This is a genomic window from Blautia sp. OF03-13, assembly GCF_003460685.1.
In the GTDB taxonomy this organism is placed as follows: domain Bacteria; phylum Bacillota; class Clostridia; order Lachnospirales; family Lachnospiraceae; genus Fusicatenibacter; species Fusicatenibacter saccharivorans.
The window spans coordinates 82,687-100,712 of the sequence record NZ_QTVR01000006.1 but is presented as its reverse complement, the minus strand read 5'-3'; the positions used below and the strand labels follow the sequence as shown (position 1 = coordinate 100,712).

18 protein-coding genes are annotated in these 18,026 nt (G+C 43.4%); all 18 read left to right on the top strand.

Annotated elements, in window-relative coordinates; all coding sequences use genetic code 11:
- The first annotated feature begins 6 nt into the window (after positions 1–6).
- The 18 genes from DXA55_RS06295 (at position 7) to DXA55_RS06210 (ending at position 17,952) form a co-directional block, all read left to right on the top strand.
- Positions 7–999 carry a biotin--[acetyl-CoA-carboxylase] ligase gene (locus DXA55_RS06295; RefSeq protein WP_055220867.1) on the top strand — a complete coding sequence of 331 codons (993 nt, stop codon included), beginning with the start codon at positions 7–9 and terminating at the stop codon, positions 997–999.
- Positions 1,000–1,026: 27 nt separating this feature from the next.
- Entirely contained in the window at positions 1,027–1,410 is a 384-nt protein-coding gene (locus DXA55_RS06290) for a DUF6145 family protein (protein ID WP_022461083.1), read from the top strand.
- The gene (gene dusB, locus DXA55_RS06285; RefSeq protein ID WP_022461082.1) at positions 1,400–2,398 is read left to right on the top strand and encodes a tRNA dihydrouridine synthase DusB; all 999 of its coding nucleotides are present in this window, start codon (positions 1,400–1,402) and stop codon (positions 2,396–2,398) included. The genes DXA55_RS06290 and dusB overlap by 11 nt, the downstream gene beginning before the upstream one ends.
- Before the next feature lie 119 nt (positions 2,399–2,517).
- Positions 2,518–3,912, top strand: coding sequence for an MATE family efflux transporter (locus DXA55_RS06280; protein WP_117805257.1), 1,395 nt, complete (start codon positions 2,518–2,520; stop codon positions 3,910–3,912).
- Between the two features lie 232 nt (positions 3,913–4,144).
- The gene (gene greA / locus DXA55_RS06275) at positions 4,145–4,627 is read left to right on the top strand and encodes a transcription elongation factor GreA (protein ID WP_022461080.1); all 483 of its coding nucleotides are present in this window, start codon (positions 4,145–4,147) and stop codon (positions 4,625–4,627) included.
- Between the two features lie 29 nt (positions 4,628–4,656).
- Positions 4,657–6,255, top strand: a complete 1,599-nt coding sequence (gene lysS, locus DXA55_RS06270) for a lysine--tRNA ligase (RefSeq protein WP_117813374.1) — start codon at positions 4,657–4,659, stop codon at positions 6,253–6,255.
- Positions 6,256–6,496: 241 nt separating this feature from the next.
- The gene (locus DXA55_RS06265) at positions 6,497–6,724 is read left to right on the top strand and encodes a DUF6462 family protein (RefSeq protein WP_117813372.1); all 228 of its coding nucleotides are present in this window, start codon (positions 6,497–6,499) and stop codon (positions 6,722–6,724) included.
- Between the two features lie 9 nt (positions 6,725–6,733).
- A complete protein-coding gene (locus tag DXA55_RS06260) occupies positions 6,734–7,207 on the top strand; it encodes a DUF6462 family protein (RefSeq protein ID WP_117813370.1) in 474 nt (157 codons plus the stop codon).
- Positions 7,200–7,469: a DUF6462 family protein gene (locus DXA55_RS06255; RefSeq protein WP_173863481.1), complete on the top strand. Its 270-nt coding sequence runs from the start codon at positions 7,200–7,202 to the stop codon at positions 7,467–7,469. Before DXA55_RS06260 ends, DXA55_RS06255 begins: the two co-directional genes overlap by 8 nt.
- 562 nt (positions 7,470–8,031) lie before the next feature.
- The gene (locus tag DXA55_RS06250) at positions 8,032–8,181 is read left to right on the top strand and encodes a hypothetical protein (RefSeq protein ID WP_015567903.1); all 150 of its coding nucleotides are present in this window, start codon (positions 8,032–8,034) and stop codon (positions 8,179–8,181) included.
- Positions 8,168–8,422, top strand: coding sequence for a hypothetical protein (locus tag DXA55_RS06245; protein WP_055062764.1), 255 nt, complete (start codon positions 8,168–8,170; stop codon positions 8,420–8,422). The genes DXA55_RS06250 and DXA55_RS06245 overlap by 14 nt, the downstream gene beginning before the upstream one ends.
- A gap of 51 nt (positions 8,423–8,473) precedes the next feature.
- On the top strand, positions 8,474–9,394 hold the full coding sequence (locus DXA55_RS06240; RefSeq protein ID WP_117813445.1) for a ParM/StbA family protein: 921 nt from the start codon (positions 8,474–8,476) through the stop codon (positions 9,392–9,394).
- Positions 9,395–9,405: 11 nt separating this feature from the next.
- A complete protein-coding gene (locus tag DXA55_RS06235) occupies positions 9,406–9,852 on the top strand; it encodes an ATP-binding protein (RefSeq protein WP_227733088.1) in 447 nt (148 codons plus the stop codon).
- Positions 9,853–9,857: 5 nt separating this feature from the next.
- A complete protein-coding gene (locus DXA55_RS06230) occupies positions 9,858–10,031 on the top strand; it encodes a hypothetical protein (RefSeq protein WP_015516967.1) in 174 nt (57 codons plus the stop codon).
- 181 nt (positions 10,032–10,212) lie between these two features.
- Entirely contained in the window at positions 10,213–11,055 is an 843-nt protein-coding gene (locus DXA55_RS06225) for a hypothetical protein (RefSeq protein ID WP_117568816.1), read from the top strand.
- A gap of 91 nt (positions 11,056–11,146) precedes the next feature.
- Positions 11,147–16,525: a SpaA isopeptide-forming pilin-related protein gene (locus DXA55_RS06220; protein WP_199605751.1), complete on the top strand. Its 5,379-nt coding sequence runs from the start codon at positions 11,147–11,149 to the stop codon at positions 16,523–16,525.
- A gap of 69 nt (positions 16,526–16,594) precedes the next feature.
- Complete coding sequence (locus tag DXA55_RS06215) at positions 16,595–16,942, top strand: helix-turn-helix domain-containing protein (protein ID WP_021894481.1); 348 nt, start codon at positions 16,595–16,597, stop codon at positions 16,940–16,942.
- Between the two features lie 14 nt (positions 16,943–16,956).
- The gene (locus DXA55_RS06210; protein WP_117813362.1) at positions 16,957–17,952 is read left to right on the top strand and encodes a DUF5688 family protein; all 996 of its coding nucleotides are present in this window, start codon (positions 16,957–16,959) and stop codon (positions 17,950–17,952) included.
- The last annotated feature ends 74 nt before the right edge of the window (positions 17,953–18,026 follow it).

Below are 18,026 nucleotides of genomic sequence, written 5' to 3'. Positions count from 1 at the left end.
TATCATATGCTGGAAAATAAAAGAGCTGAGACACTGCGCCTTCTGCGAGAATCAGGAGAAAATGTTTCGGGTCAGGATTTGTGTGAACATTTTGGAATTTCCCGTACTGCAGTGTGGAAGATCATGAATCAGTTAAAAGAGGAAGGATACGAGATCGAGGCGGTACAGAATAAAGGTTACCGTCTGCTGAACGAGCCGGATCTGATGACGAAGGACGAGCTGGAAAGCCGCACGCATACGAAATATGTTGGACAGACGGTCTATTACAGCCATGAAGTAGATTCGACAAATACGTGGGCGAAGCGCCTGGCGGAAGAAGGAGCGCCGAACGGTACACTGACAACGGCCGAGACGCAGACCGCTGGAAAAGGCCGCCGCGGAAGAGTCTGGAAATCGCCGGAGGGAACTTCCGTTTCGATGTCCCTCCTGCTGTACCCGGATCTCGAGCCGGCCAAAGCGCCGATGCTGACGATTGTGATGGGACTTGCTGTTGTGCAGGGGGTACAGAGAGCGCTCGGCGTCGACACGAGAATTAAGTGGCCGAACGATGCGGTGCTGAACGGGAAAAAGCTCTGCGGAATCTTAACCGAGATGAGTGCACAGATCGATTACATCAATTATGTCGTCATTGGAACGGGAATCAATGTGAACCAGACGGAGTTTCCGGAAGAAATTGCTGAGATCGCGACGTCACTGGCGATCGAAATGGGGCATCCGGTCAATCGGGCGAAAATAGTCGCAGCGGTGCTGGAGGCGTTCGAGGAGAATTACGAAAAATTCCTGGAGGCGGGAGATCTCTCGGCGCTGCAGGAAGCCTATGAGGCTGTACTTGCAAATAAGGATCAGCCGGTGCGTGTGCTGGATCCGAAAGAGCCGTTCGAGGGTGTGGCGCTCGGCATCACGTCGACGGGTGAGCTGCGTGTGAGAAAAGAGGATGGAACGATCGCGGAAGTGCATTCCGGCGAGGTTTCAGTGCGCGGCCTGTACAGTTATGTATAAAAAACTTGGATCAGGAAAGGAAAATATATGTATTCAGATGATGAAAAAGTAGTGCTCTGCGGAGCGAGTGCGTATGAGCAGAAATATTATTTTAACCAGGATTTTGCATCCCTGCCGCAGTCCGTGCAGGATGAGCTTCATATCATGTGCGTTATGTTCACCGTGGAAATCGGCGGCATTTTCACCATGTGGTTTGACAGTGACGGCAGTCTGCAGTTCGAAACAGAGGCTGTAGATGCGGATGCGATGTACGATGAGATCGGCGGTGCGCTGCGGATCAAGCAGTATCAGGAGGAGAAAAAGGATCTGCTGGAATCTCTGGAGCTGTATTACCGCGTTTTCTTCCTCGGCGAGGAAGTGCCGGAGGAAGCGTTCGCAGAAGAAGACGGAGAGAAGCCGGATGGAAAGTAAGAAACGTACGCTCCAGACGATGTCTCCGCTGAAAATCGGAAATGTGGAAATGCAAAATCCGCTCGTGCTCGCACCGATGGCAGGTGTGACGGATCTGCCGTTCCGCGTTCTCTGCAAGGAGCAGGGAGCAGGCCTGATCTGTATGGAGATGGTCAGCGCGAAGGCGATTCTGTATAAGAACAAAAATACCGAGGATCTGATGACGATTCATCCGGGTGAACATCCTGTATCGCTCCAGCTTTTTGGCAGTGATCCGGAAATTCTGGCGCAGATTGCCGCACAGATCGAGGAGCGGCCGTTTGACATTCTGGATTTTAACATGGGCTGCCCGGTGCCGAAGGTCGTCAACAACGGCGAGGGCTCCGCGCTGATGAAGGATCCTGCGCTGGTGCGGAAGATTGTGACCGGTATGGTAAAGGCAGTGAAAAAGCCGGTGACAGTTAAAATTCGAAAGGGCTTTAACGAAGAATCGGCGAATGCTGTGGAAATTGCGAAGATCCTCGAGGACTGCGGAGTGGCTGCAATTGCGGTTCATGGAAGAACGAGAGCGCAGTTTTATTCCGGAAAAGCAGACTGGGATATTATCCGCCGGGTAAAAGAGGCAGTATCGATTCCGGTTATCGGAAACGGCGATGTGACAGATGCGGCAAGTGCCGAGGCACTGGTGGAGCAGACCGGCTGTGACGGAATCATGATCGGACGCGGCGCGGAAGGAAATCCGTGGATTTTTAAACAGATTCTTCATTATATGGAAACAGGCGAAACGCTTGCAAGGCCGACCCAGCATGAGGTAAAAGAAATGATGCTCCGCCATGCACGGATGCAGGTGGAATACAAAGGCGGCGCGATCGGCATCCGCGAGATGCGCAAGCATGTTGCATGGTATACGGCAGGCTTTCCGCATTCGGCAAAGCTGCGCGCGGCGATCAATCAGGTGGAGAGCCTGCAGGCGCTGGAACAGATGCTGAATGAGTGGGAACGAGGATAAAAACAAGTCAAAAAAGTACCTATGATATGCCAATATTGATATATCATGGGTGCTTTTTCTGTGCTATACTGATAAACAGAGGTATTGGGACAAAAAACACAAAAGAGGGAGTGTAGTGTATGACTATGAAGGAACTTTTCGCACCGTCCGACATGACGGTGGGAAAGCCGTGGGAAAAGATTGTAGCTTTTACAATCCCTATGCTGATCGGCAACATTGCCCAGCAGCTCTACAACACGGTTGACAGTATTGTAATCGGAAAATATGTCGGGGACAACGCGCTTGCGGCAGTTGGAAGCGCCAGCCCGATCTTAAACCTGCTTCTGGTTCTGTTCGTCGGAATTTCCGTCGGCGCCGGCGTCATGGTGTCGCAGTATTTTGGAGCAAAACAAAGAAAAGAGCTTTCGATGACGATCGGAAACTGCGTCACGCTGACAGCAATTTCCTCCATCATTATTATGATTCTGGGAGCCGTCCTCTCAAGGCCGCTGCTGGAAATGCTGAAAACACCGGATTCTATCATCGACTGGTGTACCTCGTATCTGGTGATCCTGATGGTGGGCTGTGCCGGCAGTGCGTACTATAACATTCTATGTGGTATCCTTCGCGGACTCGGCGATTCGATTTCGGCGCTGATTTATCTGCTGGTGGCAACGGTCATCAATATTGTATTGGATATTGTATTCGTTTCCCAGTTCCACATGGGCGTTGCCGGAGTTGCATACGCGACCGTGATTGCGCAGGCAATTTCTGCAGTACTCTGCATGTGGCGTCTGATGCGTATGACCGACATTTTTGATTTCAGACCCAAATATCTGAAAATGAAAAAACAGTATTCGATGGAAATTATCCGCCTTGGTCTGCCGTCCGGTATTACCCAGGCGATCTTCTCCATGGCGATGGTTATCGTACAGTCGCTGACCAACAGCTTCGGTGAAATGGTTATCGCCGCGAATGTTATCATCATGCGTGTCGATGGCTTTGCAATGATGCCGAACTTTTCGTTTGGTACCGCGATGACAACGTATGCCGGTCAGAATGTCGGTGCACGCCGTATGGACCGCGTAGAGCAGGGCGCAAAACAGGGAACACTGATTGCAGTCGGAACCTCAACGACCATTACCCTTTTAATTGTTATTTTCGGCCATCATCTGATGGGAATCTTTACGAATACCACAGAGCTCGTAACATTAAGTGCCAATATGATGAAGATCCTTGCGGTCGGCTATATTGCCATGGCAATAACACAGTCGCTTTCCGGCGTCATGCGTGGAGCAGGCGATACGATGACCCCGATGTGGATTTCGATGGTTGTTACCGTTGTAATCCGTGTGCCGCTGGCATACGGTCTGGCCTTTCTGACCAGAACGCCGGAGCTGCCAAACGGACGATATCAGGTACTCTGGATTTCCATGCTGGTAAGCTGGTGCATGGGTGCGCTTCTGACGCTGATTTTCTATAAAAAAGGAAATTGGAAAAAGAAAGCACTGACAGGAAGCTCATCCGAAAAATAAAGGAAAAATAAGAGAAAGATGCAGGAAGGATTTGTGAAAAAGAAAATCTTTCCTGCGTTTCTTTTTTTCTTGACATTCCGTGGGCAATCCTTTATACTACTTTAATTGTTAGGATAGGCGGAGTCTATCCTTATTTCAACCGGGAATACTGAAAATACAGCGCATTTCCGGAGAGTTTACAGAATAAAATCAGATATGACTGGATACAGAAACGATAGAAAGGGTGTATAAAATGGAACAGAAAAAAACGATTCTTACCTATGCCGGCCTGAAAAAACTGGAGGACGAGCTTCATGACCTCAAAGTAAACAAACGTAGAGAAATTGCCGGTAAAATCAAAGAAGCAAGAGAGCAGGGAGACCTTTCCGAGAACGCCGAGTACGATGCAGCAAAAGATGAGCAGCGTGACATCGAGGCAAGAATTGAAGAGATCGAAAAAATCCTGAAAAACGCAGAGGTTGTTGTTGAGGACGAAGTAGATTCCGATAAGATCAATATCGGATGTAAAGTAGACGTACTGGATCTGGAGTATGACGAAGAAATCGAGTTCCAGATCGTTGGTTCCACCGAGGCAAACAGCCTGGAAGGAAAAATTTCCAATGAGTCTCCGGTAGGAAAAGCTCTGATCGGCGCGCACAAGGATGATATTGTCGATGTAGAAACACCGGCCGGAATTATGCAGTACAAAGTACTTTCTATCCAGAGAAATATCTAATAAAATACAAAGAAAAGGGAGTGAAGAGATTGGCACAGCAGACACAGGAACAGGATATTAACCACTTACTGAAGGTTCGCCGCGAGAAACTCGCAGAGCTGCAGCAGAACGGAAGAGACCCGTTCCAGATTACAAAGTTCGATCAGACACATCATTCGCTTGAGGTGAAAGGTCTTTACGAGGCACATGAGACTGAGCTGTTAAAAGACCGCCAGGAGCCGAACGTAGAGGGAATGGATGAGGAGCAGGCGAAAGAAGCTCTTAAAAAGGATTACGAAGAGAGAAGAAATATCATGGACGCAAGCCCGATCCATGTGGCAATTGCAGGACGTATGATGTTTAAGAGAGTCATGGGCAAGGCATCTTTCTGCAATATCCAGGATTTACAGGGAAACATCCAGGTATACGTTGCAAGAGATGCGATCGGAACAGAGTCTTACGCTGATTTTAAAAAATCTGATATCGGTGATATCTTCGGAGTGGAAGGATTTGCTTTCAGAACAAGAACAGGTGAGATTTCTATCCATGCAGAGAAGGTGACACTCCTCTCCAAGAGCTTACAGATCCTCCCGGAGAAGTTCCACGGTCTGACAGATGTAGATACCCGTTACCGTCAGAGATATGTAGACCTGATCATGAACACAGAGTCTAAAGATACCTTTATCAAGCGTTCCAAGATTCTCAGTGCGATCCGCAAGTACTTAAGCGGAGAAGGATTCATGGAAGTTGAGACTCCAATGCTTGTACAGAACGCAGGTGGAGCAGCAGCAAGACCGTTCGAGACACATTTCAATGCCTTGAACGAAGATCTGAAGCTTCGTATTTCCCTGGAGCTGTACCTGAAGAGACTGATCGTCGGAGGACTCGAGAAGGTATATGAGATCGGACGTGTATTCCGTAATGAGGGTCTTGATACAAGACATAACCCGGAGTTCACTCTGATGGAGCTTTACCAGGCATTTACAGATTACCACGGCATGATGGATCTGACAGAGAACCTGTATCGTTTTGTCGCACAGGAAGTGCTCGGAACGACACAGATCGTATACAAAGGAATCCCGATGGATCTCGGTAAGCCGTTCGAGCGTATCACGATGGTTGACGCAGTGAAGAAATACGCAGGCGTTGACTGGAATGAAGTTGAGACTCTGGAGCAGGCAAGAGAACTTGCAAAAGAGCATCATATTGAGTTTGAAGAGAGACATAAAAAAGGTGATATCCTGAATCTCTTCTTTGAGGAGTTTGTAGAGGAGCATCTGCTTCAGCCGACGTTCGTTATGGACCACCCGGTTGAGATCTCGCCGCTGACGAAGAAAAAGCCAGAAAATCCGGAATATGTAGAGCGTTTCGAGTTCTTCATGAATGGATGGGAGATGGCAAATGCTTACTCTGAGCTGAACGACCCGATCGACCAGAGAGAACGTTTTAAAGCCCAGGAAGAACTGCTTGCCCAGGGCGATGATGAAGCCAATACAACAGATGAAGACTTCATGAACGCATTGGAGATCGGTATGCCGCCGACCGGTGGTATTGGATTCGGCATTGACCGTATGTGTATGCTTCTGACAGGAGCGGAGGCAATCAGAGACGTGCTGCTCTTCCCGACAATGAAGTCGTTAGAAAAGTAAGAACCCAGTAAAACCAAGGGTTTCAGCACTTGGATGTACTAAAATATATAGTTGGTCAAGGGGTTTTGACAAGATTTGACCAATTTTTGGCATAGTCAAAAAAAGATTAGTACAGGTTAGTACAGATTGCTTAGTCTGAAAAATTAAAGATTGTATTACTTAGAGGACATTTTCTAAAGAAATTTAGAAGATGTCCTTTTTTGCGTTATAGGAACAATTGAAATACCGAAAGGAGAATAGCATGGAACACACAAAGGCATATCAGGAATTTAAGAAGAATGGTAATACAAAGTTTGTAAGATATAGCGAAGGAGCAGAAATGTATCATATGGGCGTATCAAAGTTTATGCAAATGGCTAAGGATGCCAAAGCAATCTATAAGTTAGGTCAGTTAGTGCTTGTGAATTTAAAAATATTTGATGAGTACATTGAGACATTCCATATAGTTGATGATGAATTTTATAAGTAGGTGAAAAGGATGGTAACACAATTACAGCCGGATGTTAGGGCTTATCTTCATGGTGGGGAGGTAATAAAAAGATACATAAGGGTCGAAGAGGTGGCTCATGAATATGGATTAAGTGTTGAAGAAACTGAATATATTGCTAAGGCGGCAGGTTCTTTATACAAGCTTACCCATATTCATTTAGTAAAAAAGGAAAGGTTTGATGAGTTTATGAAACACATATACAAAGTGCCTGGAACAAATAAACAGATAATTAAAAAGTTTGCGAGAATTGGAGAAGCTTCAATTATATACAGTATTGGCAGACATAGATTTATCGAGTTGGCTAGAGCAGCAGGTGCAACATATAAAATAAATGAGGGAACAGGGGGGACTGTGTTAATCAATTTGGAAATATTTGATAATTATATGGAGCAATTCAGACAACCTGCAAGACCTTTGAAAGAGCCGTTATATGGGCAGGAAGAAGGTGAATTGAATGAGTAACTCATATAAGTTCTATTCAGATACAAAAGACATTATGAAAAAATATGTAAATGCTACTGAGGGTGCCATTATTTATGGCATAAGTAAATCAAGGATTATGGTTTTGGCTTCTGAAGCAGGGGCAGTGTATAAGGTTGGAAATTCAGCGTTGATTAACACTGATATCTTTGAGATGTATTTGGAAAAATTTAAGGAACCAACAAGACCATTGCCCAAGCATATTTGGAATAAATTGTTAGGTGAAGAAAAAAGACCGCAATAGTACCTGTTTTGATAAAAAAGACCCGTGATTGTCACTTTCGGCATTATAGAAACTAATGTAATATATGGACATTCCAAGAAAAACTTGGGATGAACAATTTAATAATCAGTTACAGATTTGCAAAGTAGTTTGCACTGCAGAGTATCTGTAGGTAGTAAATTTACGGGGCATGTACCTGGAGGATGAAAGTCACAGCTATCATATTAGTAGCCTGATGGATCGAAAGATGAAGGGTGAGAAGTTGGATGGAAATCTGGAAAAAGGATTCGGCATGTTGCGTAAGGATAATCAACCACAGAGGGCGAGAAGTTTGTCCTTATCCTCAAAAGGCTAAAAGAGGAGATAGTGCTTCTGATAATTCAGAAGGGCGTCGTGAAACACATTTTGTGGCTCGTCTGTAACTCCCGGAGGTGAGAACACCTCTTTGTACACGGGGCGATATAGGAGTCTAGAAGACTGGCGTGTACCTACATGCTTAGCATTAAGCATAGCCATGTAGACTATATCACTTCCAAATTCAAATTTTGTCTATATGGCAACTAATTTGAAGGAGGATAAAGTGATGATGGGATTTAGCATAGCATTTATAATTATTGTTCTTATTGTATTGTATTCATTAGCAAGGACAGCAGGTGAGTCGGACAGGATATTGGAAAATATAAGAGAGCAATCACTCCTTGGAAGGGAGGAGAGCTCTGGTGGGAACAGTTGAAAAAAGAGATAAGCATAAGAAACGCAGGTTTGTATCTCCAGAAGAAAAGCTTGAAAGAGAATTAAAAGATTGTATGCATTGTAGATTCTTCTGGGGACATAACAACAGATGTGCCAATGGAACATGTTGTAAACCATCTAAGAAAAAAGAACAGAAGCTTCCAGCGGAATGTGTCGGATGTCCATATTATCAAGGGAATGGTTATTGTTTTCCTTGTATGCGAAAGCTGATAGGAAAGTAGGTGGTTAAGATGTTCAAGTGGCTATTTAAGGAGAAAGGATGTGCAAAACATATGAATAACAAGTTAGAAGTAATCGGCATTGATCATGGTTGGTCAATGATGAAAACAATCTCTCAGGTATTTGTCACAGGAGTTAAGGAGATTACAACAACTCCGGCACTTTTCGGCGATGTACTTGAGTATGAAGGAAAGTTCTATAAGGTTGGAACTGTGAGGCAGGAAGTAAAGGATACAAAGGTCGAAGATGACAGCTTTTATCTTCTCACTCTTGCAGCAGTTGCTAAGGAACTTAAAAGAAGAGGTCTTGCAGAGGCAAAGGTATTCCTTGCCGTAGGACTACCACTTACAAGGTTTGGAGCAGAGAAGAATGATTTTATCAAGTACCTGACAAAGAATAAGCGTGTAAGCTTCAAATATGAGAATGAGCCGTATTATATTGAAATGGATGATGTGGCAGTATTCCCTCAGTGTTATGCAGCAGTAGTGGACAAGATTCCTACAATGGCAAAGAAAACGCTGATAGTAGATATCGGTAGCTGGACAATCGACATTATGCCGGTAATCAACAAGTCACCGGATGAATCAAAGTGTGTGACGATACCAAAAGGTCTTATTACCTGTATGCGTTCTATCAATGAACAGTGTGTAAGACAACTTAACGGAGAGGTAGACGAGTCAGAGATACAGAATATCATGCGATATGGCAGGTCAGATATTGATGATGAATACTTTGCCATTATCAAGGCAGAGATAGAGGATTTTGTTGATAAGGTATATAACTCAATCCGTGAGTTTGGGTATAACTTAAAGACTACACCGATTGTATTTGTCGGTGGCGGGGCAGTTGTGATGAAGAATTTTGGTAGTCATGATGCTAAGAACATTTCCTATAACCTTGATGTAAAGGCAAATGCAAGAGGATATGAGCAGTTTGCCACAATGGGACTTAAAAGCACTAAGCGATTATCATAAGGAGGCAGATGATGGGAAGAAGACTTGAATATGAAGTAAAAACTTCTGTCCGCCTCAACATGAGCAATCCTCAGCATGTGAAAATCAATGATGTGATTCAGAACCTTGATCCGAAGATTTTCAAATCTAAGAACCAGTTCATTATAGATGCGATTCAGTTCTACATTGATAATTATGGAAAAGAAACTTTTGTTATCAAGAAGAAGGAAAAAGAGAGGGCTGAATATATCCGGTCAGAAGATATTGATGACATTAAGGAAGAGGTCATTGAAGCAGCAACCAATGAGGCTAGAAAAGAGGTAATAAAGCTGTTAGGCGGAGTGATATCCGGGATGAATGTTGGTCAGCCGGTAATAATGCAGGCAGCCAATAGTGAAGCACAAGAACCTACAGAAGATGTTATGGACGATGCAGATGTTGCAGGACTTGCAATGGGATGGATGTCGAAAGGAGACTGATTATTATGAGAAGAGTTATGGGAGCCGTAGGAACAGTAATTTTAGAGATACTCAAGTGGATATTGAGGATAATTCTTGGAGCGTTGAAGCTGGTCTTAGGACTTGCCAGAATAATTCTTCTTCTATTCGCTATGGTGGCAAGGATATTTCTTTCATTCGTAAGAATGGGCACATTCTGAGAGGAGGTGAGCGTATGCAGGTAAAGGGTTTATTCTTAAATTACAAGAAAAACAGAAGACTTATGCAGTATTTCTTTAAAATAAGAGAGCTGGTATAATGAAAGGAGTTTAAGATGCACAGAATACGGGACAGTCCTATGTGTCCCGTGCATTACAGATAAATAGTTCACCGCAAGGGTGGATGGCACGGAACACAAAGCCCGTCCCTCTTGCGGAGAAGGGATGGGTGATTACTATGAAGAAGATAAGTATTATCTTATTATCCGCAGTACTGGTCTTTTCAATGGCTGCCTGTAATGGTGGTAAGGAAAAGGCTGATAATCAGACAGAGAAACAGATGGAAAGCGTAAAACCAACTGAAGAAGTAGCAATGGCAACGGAAGCTGTTACAGAGGTCACAACCGAAGCTGGAAGTGAAGAGACAGAGAAAGATATTGCCGAGGTTAAGGATTCAGAAGAGAAGACTGATAAGGAAGATAACCAGTCTGCTGATAATGAAACTGCTTCAAAGCAGAAAGAAAAGTCAGAGCAGGATGACGAGCCGGAACAGAAAGCTCCTGCAAGTGGTAATAAGGAAGCTGGTGGAAATCAGAGTAATGCAGGTAATGGTGGTCAGACTACAGACAGTCCGAAAGACAATGTGAGCAATCCACAGCCTGCATCCGTGGCGTACAGTCCACAGAATGTTGTGTCACTTGCAACAGCAAAGTGTCAGGCAGGAGGGATGATTACCACACAGCAGAATTTACAGAATCATTTGAATGACGGCAGTATCACGCAGGAAGAGTACAATGAGTACTATCCTTACGATGGTATGGAAGGCTCTTATTATAGTGTGTTTGTAGAGACAGACCTCAACAAAGCAAGTACCATTGATGGACAGCGGTTATCATCTGAGGATGCAATCGCAGAATATATTGCAAGTATGTTACTTTTGGAAACAGATCCGGTATTCTACATCAGTTATGATGGAGTTTACACGACAGGCGGCACAGACTATTACGAGTTTCGATGTCACAGATAAATAAAAACGAATAGAAGCAGAAGGAAGAAAGATGTAAGCCATAAACTTATGTCTTTCTTTTTTTATGCGTAAATTAAGGAGGAAAGAGCACATGAAACAGAAACTAAAGCGTTTTATGGCAGGATTTATGGCAATGCTCACACTGGTTGGAACACTCTTTACGAATGGAACAACAGCATTTGCAGCCAGTCCGCAGGCAAATATTGCGTTCTGGAATGCGTCAGTCAAAAATTCCGGAGAAGTAAGTGAGCTGAAGCCCGGATATAATCATGGCAAGATTCTGTATTCAATTCTTGACGGAAATTCTGCATATTGTATGAATTTCGGATTAAGAGCAGATGGCGGTCAGCTTATGAACAGCTACGATGATGCGAGCACATCAATGTCAGCACAGCAGAGAAAGCTTTTAAGTTACTGCCTTTATTATGGGTTTAACAGTACACAAAAGGCGGCACCAAGCAACAGTCAGTGCGATGAGTATATCGCAACTCAGGCAATGGTATGGGTTATTGTAGCAGATATCTTTGGAACCGGAAGTGGTGATTCGGCAGCGAGAAAGCTCTGCAACACAGCACCAAGTCCTGATTCTTCATACAGCTATTATGAGAGACTCAGGGACAATATCAGCAGCTCCTACAATGCAACACTTCCAAGTTTTGCATCACGCAGAACCAGTGAGGCACCAACTTATGAATTAAAGTGGAATGATGGAAGTCAGAGATTTGAAACAACATTATCTGACAGCAATGGTGTTTTATCGGATTTTGATTTTGGCATCAGCGGATATTCTGTTGATAAGAATGGCAACAGTATTACAATCTCTTCAACGAGCGTGAATACTACAGCTACAACAGGAACATTCACATCCAATGCTGGCAAGGTTGAGACCACATCAAGCTGTGTATTCTGGCTTACAGGAAAGAGCGGATATCAGGAGTTTATTTCTGAAAGACCGACAGCAGATCCTATCAAAGCATATATCAAGGTCAAGACAGAGAATATCGGATATGGTGAGCTTACAAAGACAGATGAGTCAAGCGGAGTGAAGCTTTCCGGTGCAGTCTATGGAATCTATTCTGACAGCGGATGCACAAACAGAGTACAGACCATGACAACAGATGGAAACGGATATGCAAAGTCAGCTGCACTTGTTGCAGGCACTTATTATGTAAAAGAGATTACCGCACCAAAGGGATATGTCCTTTCCGGTAAGGTTCATACACTTACTGTAAAAGCAGGACAGACAACGGGAATCTCTGCAACAGATAAAGAGCAGCTTGGAGCAATCACAATTTATAAAGAGGGTGAGGTGCTTAGTTCATGGAATGGAAGCAATTTCACTTATGAGAAAAAGAAGCTTTCCGGAGCAGCATTCAAGGTAACTGCTGGAGCAGATATCTACAAGGCAGATGGTACTAAGGTTTACAATGCTGGCGATGTAGTGGCAGAAAGCCTTATAACAGGAACTGACGGACAGGTGGTATTATCTGACCTTCATCTTGGAACTTATGTGGTTACAGAGATTAAGAGCATTGAGGGATATACAATCAATACCACACCTCAGACAGTAGCAGTTGAGTATAAGGACCAGACTGTGACAGTACAGTATGAATCAACTACGATTGAGAATACAAGACAGAAAGCGGATGTATCTGTCGTAAAGAAGGACTCTGACACAGAGAATCCTCTTGATGGCGGCAAGTACACACTTTATGCCGGAAATGACATCAAAAATTATGCCGGACAGGTTATCGTAACAAAGGGCACAGCTCTTGAGACAGTAACTACAGGTGAGGACGGAAAGGCAAGCTACAGCGTGGATCTGCCAATCTCTAACGGATATTATATCCAAGAGACACAGGCACCATATGCGTATATCAGAAACAGTAAAGATGTTTACAGCTTCAATTTCAATGTATTACCTGAAACACAGGCAAAGGCATCATTCAGTCACACATTTGTAAATGACAGAACCACAGCAAAGATTCATATCTACAAGGTAGACAAGGAATCAGGCAAGGCAGTAGCCCAGGGAGATGCAAGCCTTAAAGGTGCAGTTTATGGTCTTTATGCGAGAAACGATATCGTGCATCCGGACGGAGCAACAGGAGTTGTATTCAAAGCAGGAGACCTTGTAGCAACACTTACAACAGATAAGAATGGCGAAGCAGAGGTCAATAACCTTTACCTTGGAAACTATTATGTGAAAGAAATCACTCCATCAGAGGGGTATCTCTTAGACGAAGAGGAGCACGATGTAGTATGCGACTATGAGGGAGACCTTGTAGCAGAGGTATCAAGAAGCACAACATCAGCAGAGCAGGTCATCAAGCAGCCATTCCAGCTTATCAAGGTATCTGACAATGGCGATGATACTGAAGCAGTCTTGTTGGCAGGTGCAGAGTTCACAGCATACTTAAAATCTTCTTTATCCGTAAAGGCAGATGGAAGTTATGACTTTGATAAGGCTACTCCTGTGGTAATCGGGGAAAACGGAGCAACAATAATCACATCCGATGACAAGGGACATGCAGTTTCCATTGCAATTCCTTATGGAACTTATGTGGTAGTAGAGTCAAAGACTCCACATAACATGAAGACAATCAAGCCATTTGAGGTGAAAATCAGCGAGAACCATCCTGACAAGCCTCAGACATGGAGAGTATTCCTTGACAGGGAGTTTACTGCAAAGCTTCGTGTAATCAAGAAGGATTCCGATACAAAGCAGACAGTACTTGTACCAAACGCAGAGTTTAAGATCTTCAATATTGATAAGAACGAATATGTAACCCAGTACACGACTTATCCGTCAAAGGTAGAGCATACTTCATTCTTTACTGATGAGGACGGAGATTTAATCTTACCGGAAGCACTCAAAATCGGAAACTACCGCATTGAAGAGGTAAAAGCACCATTCGGATATGTGGTGAATGATAACTATATCAACATTTCAGTTGATACAGATACAGCATTTGAGACAGATGGAGATACCAATGATGCCATCATCACAGTGGAATATTCTGATGCCCCTGCAGTCGGAGAGCTGACTGTAGAAAAGAAGGGAGAGGTACTTGACGGATTTAAGGGTGGACTTCTTGCAAGCTTATATGAGAAAGAGTTTGTTTATAAGGAAGGCTCACTTGCCGGAGCAAAATTCGAAGTTTATGCTGCCGAGGATATTTACACAGCAGACAACCAGAAGGATGCAGACGGAAACCGCATTAAGTATTACAGCAAGGGAGACCTTGTGACAACTCTTACTACTGGCAAGGATGGAAAGGCAACAGCTAAGAATCTTCCTCTTGGACAGTACAGAGTTGTGGAAGCATCTGCTCCATACGGATATGTATTAAATCCGAATGAGCAGAAAGTGACATTCACATATGTGGATGATAAGACACCTGTTATCAAGGAAAGTCTTACTTTCTCTGATGACAGACAGAAGCTTGATATGTCAGTGACTAAGCTTGATGCAGAAGATAACACACCGATTGCAGGTGCAGTATTTGGTCTTTATGCAGATGAGGATATCAAGAATGCTGATGGCAGGGTTATTATCGAGAAAGGTACACTTCTTGAGAAGGCAACATCTGATGAGAATGGAAAGATTGTTTTTGTTAAGGATTATCCATTTGCAAAATATGTTGCAAGGGAGCTTGTAAAGCCTGCCGGATATGTGACAAATGAGGAAGTAGTAACATTTGATGCAAAGTATCAGGGACAGGATGTGAAAACCGCTGTTTATAACAGTGAGTATAAGAACACACCGACTACTTTTGAGTTTACAAAGACTGATATTACAAGCGGTGCAGAGCTTACAGGTGCAACACTTACAGTTCTTGATCAGGATGGAAATGTGATTGACACATGGACATCTGACGCCAAGGAAGCACATGTAATTAAGAAGCTTGTAGTTGGCGAGACTTACACACTTCGTGAGGAGTTTGCTCCATACGGATACCTGAAAGCAACTGATATCCAGTTTACTGTAGAGGATACAGGCGATGTGCAGCATGTCGAGATGAAGGACGAGGTTCCGACAGGTTCTATCGTAATCAACAAGGATGGTGAATTTGTAACAGATACCACTCTTATGAAGGGACACTGGTACGATTTCATTTTCAATTACTTCAAGGACAGTCTTGCAGGAGTAACCTTTGATGTATATGCAAAAGAGGATATCGTGAGTGCAGACGGACTTGGAAGCATTTACCATAAAGCTGGGGAAAAGGTAGCAACTATCGTAACAAACGATAAGGGCATTGCCAGAATTGATGACCTTCCTCTTGGCAAGTATTATCTTGTAGAGACAAAGACATTAGATGGATTTGTACTTGATGATACACCGATTGACGCAGACCTTTCCTATATCGACCAGAATACAAAGGTTGTATTTGCAGGAATGGATGTGACAAATGAGCGTCAGAAAGTGCAGATTACTGTTACAAAGACTGATTCAGAGACAAAGAAAGAGCTTGAAGGTGCTGTATTTGGTTTGTTTGCGAAAGAAGATATCGTAAATAAGGATGGAAAGGTTATTGTCAAAGCAGATACACAGATTGAGAGAGGTGTTACTGGAAAGGATGGCAAAGTAACATTTACTTCTGACCTTCCACTTGGACAGTATTATGTCAAAGAACTTGAGGCACCAAAGGGCTATGTGAAGTCAGATAAGACATTTGATGTGGATGCTTCATATCAGGGAGATAAGGTAAAGGTTATCGAGTTTAAGGCAGCATTTGAAAATGCACCGATCAAGGTAGAGATTTCAAAGACTGATATCACAGGCGAGAAAGAATTACCTGGAGCAAAGCTTTCAGTTATTGATGCTGATGGAAAGCTTGTTGAGAGCTGGACATCAGAGGCAGGAAAGACTCATATGATTGATAGACTTCCTGTCGGAAAGTACACACTCAGAGAGGAATCTGCACCATATGGATATAAGGTGGCAAGTGATGTAACCTTTGAAGTAAAGGAGACAGCAGAAATCCAGAAGGTATCCATGAAGGATGAGCAGGCAGTCGGTAAGATTGTCATTGAGAAAACTGACAAAGTAACCGGAAAGCCAATCGAAGGAGTTGTATTTGAAATAAGGGATAAGGATGGAAAGGTAGTTGATACACTCACTACTGACAAGAATGGTCATGCAGAGAGCAAGGAGCTTCCTATCTGTACTTACAATGAGGATGGTTCATTCAAGGAAGATATCCATTATACAGTAGTTGAGACAAAGGCAGCTGACAGATATATCCTTGATGAAACAGCTCACGATGTAACACTTCGATATGATGACAATGCACCAGATGTTGTAGTAACAACTCTTAAGCTTGTCAATGTACCGACAGAACCAAAGCTTCCACAGACAGGCGACAATGCTAATCCACTCCTTTATCTTGGAATCGGTGCACTTGCACTTATTACAGGTGTTGGAGTAGGACTTCGTGGAAGAAAGAAAAAGAATAAACAGTAACAATTAACCTTGCGGGGAATGTAAGCCAGTGACTTATGTTCTCCGCTTTTTTGATTTGGAGGACAAACAGTGGTAGGAGAAAGAATCAGATATTACAGAAAACGACAAAAAATGACACTCAGGGAACTGGGCGAGAAAAGTGGTTTTGAAAATAGAGGTGATGTAAGAATTGCCCAATACGAAAATGGTTCAAGAGTTCCAAAGACGGGAACGTTGAACAGGATTGCAAAGGCACTTGGTATTCCGCCGGAAGAATTATTCTGTGAGAACTGTAGAAAGTGCATGTTTCTCAAGAATTATTACAGAAAGAAAAGAAAATCTCATACCACTTTTGATATGGGAATCGAAGAAGACAACAGTTACAGAGAACACAATAATCCCGATGATGAAGGAATTTTATATGACAATTTAGATTAAGGAGGAACCGTAATATGATGAATTACGAGATTTTTAAGGAAGTAGTAAAAGAAAAGTTTATGGATTATATGCCTGAGAAGTTCAAAGGAATGGAGCTTGTGGCAGAACCCGTGGAAAAGGTGAATGTGACTCTTGATGGCATCATCTTAAGAGAAGAAGGCAGGAACATTTCGCCTACGATTTATATCAATGACATGTATAAGAAGTATCAGGACTGTGGTGATCTTGAGGAAACACTTATGGCTGCATGTGACTTTATGGAAAGGGCATATGAGCAGGCTCCGGTTGTTGATGTGGACAGCATTATGAGAGATGCTAACGAGAAGATTGTATTCCAGCTCATCAATACAGAGCAGAATAAGACCTTTTTGGAACAGGTACCTCACAGGGAGTTCCAGGATCTTTCTATTGTGTACAAGGTAATTATCAGTGCCGATAAGGATGCGGTGCAGAGTTCAAAAATTACAAATGAATTTGCAAAAAGACTTGGGATGAGCGAGGAACAGCTCTTTAAGTGTGCTGCTGAAAACACAAGAAGGCTCTTTCCACCTGTAGTACGAAGCATGAATGACATTATGAAAGAAATGTTCGCAAGGGATGGGATGCCACAGGAGATTGCAGATATGATGATAGCCGAGATTCCACCGGAACAGACAATGTGGGTGATTTCCAATGAAAAGGGTATCAATGGCGCAGCATCCATGCTTTATGAGAATGAGCTTCATGAGCTGGCAGAGAGTTTAGAGAGTGACCTTTATATTCTCCCTTCGAGCGTGCATGAGGTTATTGCTGTATCTTCAGATATGGGAAGCCCTGAGATGCTTGCACAGATGGTAGTTGAGGTAAATATGCAGGAGGTGTCTTTGGACGAGAGACTTTCCAATCAGGTATATCACTATGATAAGGATTTAAGAAAACTTACCCTTGCAACTGATACACCGAACAAGAGACTTGATGGTATCGTTGCAGAACCTCCCCTTGTATATGATGCGAAGGAAAAGTCCAGATAGGAGGCAGTTATGGAGCAGGAACTTACAATGGAAGAACTCATTGCTCTCATAAACAGCCAGAAAGGTGACTTTGT